The sequence below is a fragment of the Microcystis sp. M090S1 genome, assembly GCF_020246295.1.
In the GTDB taxonomy this organism is placed as follows: Bacteria; Cyanobacteriota; Cyanobacteriia; order Cyanobacteriales; family Microcystaceae; genus Microcystis; species Microcystis aeruginosa.
Genome location: NZ_JADBTF010000236.1, coordinates 1 through 3,903 on the forward strand (window position 1 = coordinate 1; position 3,903 = coordinate 3,903).

7 protein-coding genes and 1 pseudogene are annotated in these 3,903 nt (G+C 41.8%); 6 read left to right on the plus strand and 2 right to left on the minus strand.

What is annotated here, in order from left to right; all coding sequences use genetic code 11:
* From IM477_RS10590 to IM477_RS10600, 3 genes are all read left to right on the plus strand, one after another.
* On the plus strand, positions 1–84 hold an 84-nt coding region (locus IM477_RS10590; protein WP_287712705.1), incomplete at its 5' end, for a photosystem II protein D1.
* 109 nt (positions 85–193) lie between these two features.
* Positions 194–763, plus strand: a complete 570-nt coding sequence (locus IM477_RS10595) for a Uma2 family endonuclease (protein ID WP_287731664.1) — start codon at positions 194–196, stop codon at positions 761–763.
* Positions 764–830: 67 nt separating this feature from the next.
* Positions 831–965, plus strand: a complete 135-nt coding sequence (locus IM477_RS10600; RefSeq protein ID WP_287731665.1) for a hypothetical protein — start codon at positions 831–833, stop codon at positions 963–965.
* Positions 966–1,105: 140 nt separating this feature from the next.
* On the opposite strand, the pseudogene IM477_RS23350 reads toward IM477_RS10600, so the two are convergent.
* Positions 1,106–1,189, minus strand: a pseudogene (locus IM477_RS23350) (type II toxin-antitoxin system RelE/ParE family toxin); the annotation flags it as partial.
* Between IM477_RS23350 and arsM the strand changes: the two are divergent.
* Both arsM and arsS read left to right on the plus strand, forming a co-directional pair.
* Positions 1,189–2,163 (plus strand): arsenosugar biosynthesis arsenite methyltransferase ArsM, encoded by a 975-nt coding sequence (arsM, locus tag IM477_RS10605; RefSeq protein WP_287731666.1) that lies wholly within the window; start codon positions 1,189–1,191, stop codon positions 2,161–2,163. The pseudogene IM477_RS23350 and the gene arsM overlap by 1 nt on opposite strands.
* A 197-nt stretch (positions 2,164–2,360) precedes the next feature.
* Positions 2,361–3,338, plus strand: a complete 978-nt coding sequence (gene arsS, locus IM477_RS10610) for an arsenosugar biosynthesis radical SAM (seleno)protein ArsS (RefSeq protein WP_287731667.1) — start codon at positions 2,361–2,363, stop codon at positions 3,336–3,338.
* Positions 3,339–3,376: 38 nt separating this feature from the next.
* Here the strand turns inward: arsS and IM477_RS10615 are convergent, their stop codons facing one another.
* On the minus strand, positions 3,377–3,649 hold the full coding sequence (locus tag IM477_RS10615) for a DUF3143 domain-containing protein (protein ID WP_159248869.1): 273 nt from the start codon (positions 3,647–3,649) through the stop codon (positions 3,377–3,379).
* A gap of 90 nt (positions 3,650–3,739) precedes the next feature.
* Here IM477_RS10615 and IM477_RS10620 point away from each other — a divergent pair.
* On the plus strand, positions 3,740–3,903 hold a 164-nt coding region (locus tag IM477_RS10620; RefSeq protein ID WP_287731668.1), incomplete at its 3' end, for a helix-turn-helix domain-containing protein.

Here is a 3,903-nt window from a genome sequence, read left to right on the forward strand (position 1 = left end):
CGCAACGCTCACAACTTCCCCTTAGACTTAGCTAGTGGTGAACAGGCTCCTGTAGCTCTGATTGCTCCCGCTATCAATGGTTAATTCCTAGTCTGAACGAAAAGGCACTCCCGCGAGGGGGTGCTTTTTTGTTGTTAGAATTGGGGAACAATGAAAAACGCTGCAAAATGCTTATTCTCAAAAAATCATCATTATGACCGCTCTCACTGGAAAATATACTCTTAGTCAATATTTTGAGCAGGAAATACAATCCCAAACTCGTCATGAATATCTGGATGGAAAAATTATTGCTATGACAGGAGGAACACCGACTCATAATCGCATTATCAGTAATTTATTAGTGGCTTTATATACTGGACTAAAGAATCAACCCTATGCCGTTTTTGTCACCGATCAGCGTTTATGGATACCTGAGCGTCAAATAGCTACCTATCCTGATATTATGGTGATGCCTGAACCTCTCACTTATCAAGAAGGACGCAAAGATACTTTAATTAATCCTGTTTTGATTACTGAGGTTTTGTCTGCTGCAACGGCAAGTTACGACAGAGAAGAAAAGTTTGCCGCTTATCGAACCATTGCAACTTTTCAGGAATATTTATTGATTTCGCAGGAAAAATGTTATATTGAACATTTTCAAAAAGAAGGCGATTGCTGGGTGTTTAGAGCTTATGAATCTGATACGATAATTCATTTAAACTCTTTGGGAATTCAGATAGTAATCGCAGATGTTTACCATAAAATCATCTTTGAAAATAATTAAAGGTTGATAGATGATTTTTTTGTTCTAATAAAAATGGACAGGTTTTTATCGAGAGTTAAGAGGTAAAATGATGACTTTGCAAGAAATGATCAAATCTTTTGAGAATTTATCAGAGGATGAACAGGAGTCATTGTTAGAGATTTTGTGTCAATATAGAGCTAAAGCAAGAGAAAGAGAAATTTTAGCTAAAGAAGATTTATAGTCATTTCAGATAAGTCTGATACACTCTAGACCGGTTAAACCCTTATGAACTCTGGCATTGATATTCTCAATCTTAATTGAAATGACTATATTCGAGTTCTCGAAGCATCAAGATAAACTAAGACGCATTTTAAGCGTTTATAGGTCAGTACGAATGCTACGATAGCGTTGGGCGAGGATGCGAAGTCGGTCCTTGAATTGATCAGAGAAAAGGAGTTTAAAGGATGAAAATGACTTATCTGGAAGCTACTGCCAAATTTTACAGCGAAGTAGCCCAAACTCCCGAAGTGGGGCTATGTTGTGTCCAAAGCAGTCCTTTGCAACTACCGGGGTTAAAAATCCCTGCCATTATGCAGGAGATGAACTATGGTTGTGGCACGACGGTGCAGGTTAATGAATTAGGCAATTCTCCCAGGGTTTTGTATGTGGGTGTGGGTGGTGGTTTAGAAGCACTGCAATTCGCCTATTTTTCCCGTCGTCCAGGGGGAGTAATTGCGGTGGATCCAGTGCCAGAAATGCGTTGGGCAGCCCAAAGAAATCTCAGCGAAGCGCTGCTGGAAAATCCCTGGTTTAGTCTCGATTTTGTGGAAATTAGAGATGGTTCCGCTTTTGAATTGCCGGTGGAGGATGCCTCCGTCGATGTAGTGGCGCAGAATTGTCTTTTTAATATCTTTAAACCAGCCGATTTACAGTTAGCTTTACGGGAAGCTTTTCGCGTCTTAAAACCGGGAGGACGTTTACTGATGAGCGATCCGATCGCCACTCGTCCAATCCCCGAACATTTGCAAGAAGATCAGCGTTTACGAGCTATGTGTCTATCGGGGGCCTTAACCTACGATGATTATATTAAACAGTTGATCGATGCTGGTTTTGGTCAGGTAGAAATTCGGGCCCGTCGTCCCTATCGTTTACTGGACTGTCAGAGTTATAATTTAGCCGATCCGCTCCTATTAGAAAGTTTGGATTCCGTTGCTTTTAAACTAGCTATTCCCGAAGATGGGGCCTGTATTTTTACGGGCAAAACTGCTATTTATACTGGTACGGAGGCAATTTTCGATGATGGTGCCGGGCATATTTTAGCCAAAGGATTGCCGGTGGCCGTCTGTGATAAAACTGCGGGCAACTTAGCTCGCTCCTCTCCCCAAGATATCCTCATCACCGAGTCCACTTGGCACTATAACGGGGGCGGTTGCTGTTAAAAAAGCAGCGTCGAGACAAGTTCGATCCCTCAGTTATCAGTTACCAGTTACCAGTTATCAGTTATCAGTTATCAGTTACCAGTTACCAGTTATCAGTTATCAGTTATCAGTTATCATTGATTAGTTATTGGTCACTGTTTACTGTTTACTAATTACTGTTTACTAATTACTGTTTACTGATTACTGTTTACTCTCCCATGACTCCTTTTGTTGAGAAACTAAAAACTCCTTTAACTAAGCAAAAAATCTCGGTTCTGCAAATTAATTTGGGGAAAAGATGTAACCTTGCTTGTAGCCATTGTCATGTGGAAGCTAGTCCAGTTCGCTCCGAAGAAATGACTCCAGAAGTGTGCAAACAAATTATCGAACTGATCGAAAGATTTCCCCAAATTAAAACCGTCGATCTGACCGGCGGCGCCCCGGAAATGCTCTACGGTTTTAAGCCGATTGTGGAAATCTCTAGAAAAGCTGGGAAACAGGTAATTGTGCGCTCGAATTTAACTATTTATTTCGAGAAAGGATTTACTGATATTCCTCAATATTGCGCTGGCCATCAGTTGCGGGTGGTGGCTTCTTTACCCTGTTATCTTGCCGATAATGTGGATAAAATGCGCGGTCTGGGAGTCTATGACCGATCAATCGCCGCTTTACAATGGTTAAACCGTCTCGGCTACGCTCAAGAGCCGAATTTGATTGTGGATTTAGTCTATAATCCCCAGATTCCTAAGTCAGAGAATTTTTCTCTCACACCGGATCAGGTATCCCTGACACGGGATTACAAAAAGTTCTTGCAAGAACATTTTAATATTTCTTTTAACAATCTATTTACTATCACTAACCTACCCGTCGGAAGGACACGCTTCCATCTGGAACACCGGCAACTCTATCAACCCTATATTCAATTCCTCGAAGACCATTTTAATGGCGATACTGTCGAGCATTTGATGTGTCGTAATCAGCTTTCTATTGATTATTTGGGTAATATCTATGACTGCGATTTTAATCAGATGGAAGATCTGGTCGCTTGCACCGGTCAAGGCCAAAAATTAACCCTGCCAGATTTATTACAAGCGGGTACTTTAGAGCTAATTGCAGAGGTACAAACCGCTTCCTATTGCTACGGTTGCACTGCCGGCAGCGGTTCCAGTTGTGGGGGAGCTTTGATTTCAATCTGAACAAGTGTACTGGAAATAGTCAAAAGTTTGGCCGATGATTAGGGACCGGAAAAAACCGCCGATTCGATATCTTGGCGACTAAGGGAGTATTTAAAAGCGCGATTGATATCACTGCCGTCATTTGCTGCCCGAAAGTAACGAACGGTGATTTCTTCGATTTCGAGGCAGATTTCCGCTTTCCATGTCGGTTTTTCCACGGTCCAACAGTGGATATTCTCGCTATTTTTCCGACAACCTAACTTAACTAGCCATGCTTCGATCGCCGGTAAGGGATGATTATAGAGGGGAGTATCGGCAGTGGGAATCTTCATCGAAAATTTTGGGTCTGAAACCCCGTCGTTTTACGACGGCTTTACTGTTAAATATTAGCGCATTTACAGAATATATGCTAAAACCAAGGCATGGAAAAAGCCTATTCTTACCGATTTTACCCCACAGCAGAACAAGAGTCGCTATTGCGGCGCACCTTGGGCTGTGTAAGATTAGTTTACAATAAGGCACTCCATCTCAGAACACAAGCATGGTACGAAAGACAAGAAAGAGTAGGATATACTGAAACTTCTTC

Bases quoted from the DNA above. Each gene is read 5' to 3' on its own strand.
- IM477_RS10595 (WP_287731664.1), top strand. From the start codon at position 194: ATGACCGCTCTCACTGGAAAATATACTCTTAGTCAATATTTTGAGCAG.
- IM477_RS10600 (WP_287731665.1), top strand. From the start codon at position 831: ATGATGACTTTGCAAGAAATGATCAAATCTTTTGAGAATTTATCAGAG.
- arsM (WP_287731666.1), top strand. From the start codon at position 1,189: ATGAAAATGACTTATCTGGAAGCTACTGCCAAATTTTACAGCGAAGTA.
- arsS (WP_287731667.1), top strand. From the start codon at position 2,361: ATGACTCCTTTTGTTGAGAAACTAAAAACTCCTTTAACTAAGCAAAAA.
- IM477_RS10615 (WP_159248869.1), bottom strand. From the start codon at position 3,649: ATGAAGATTCCCACTGCCGATACTCCCCTCTATAATCATCCCTTACCG.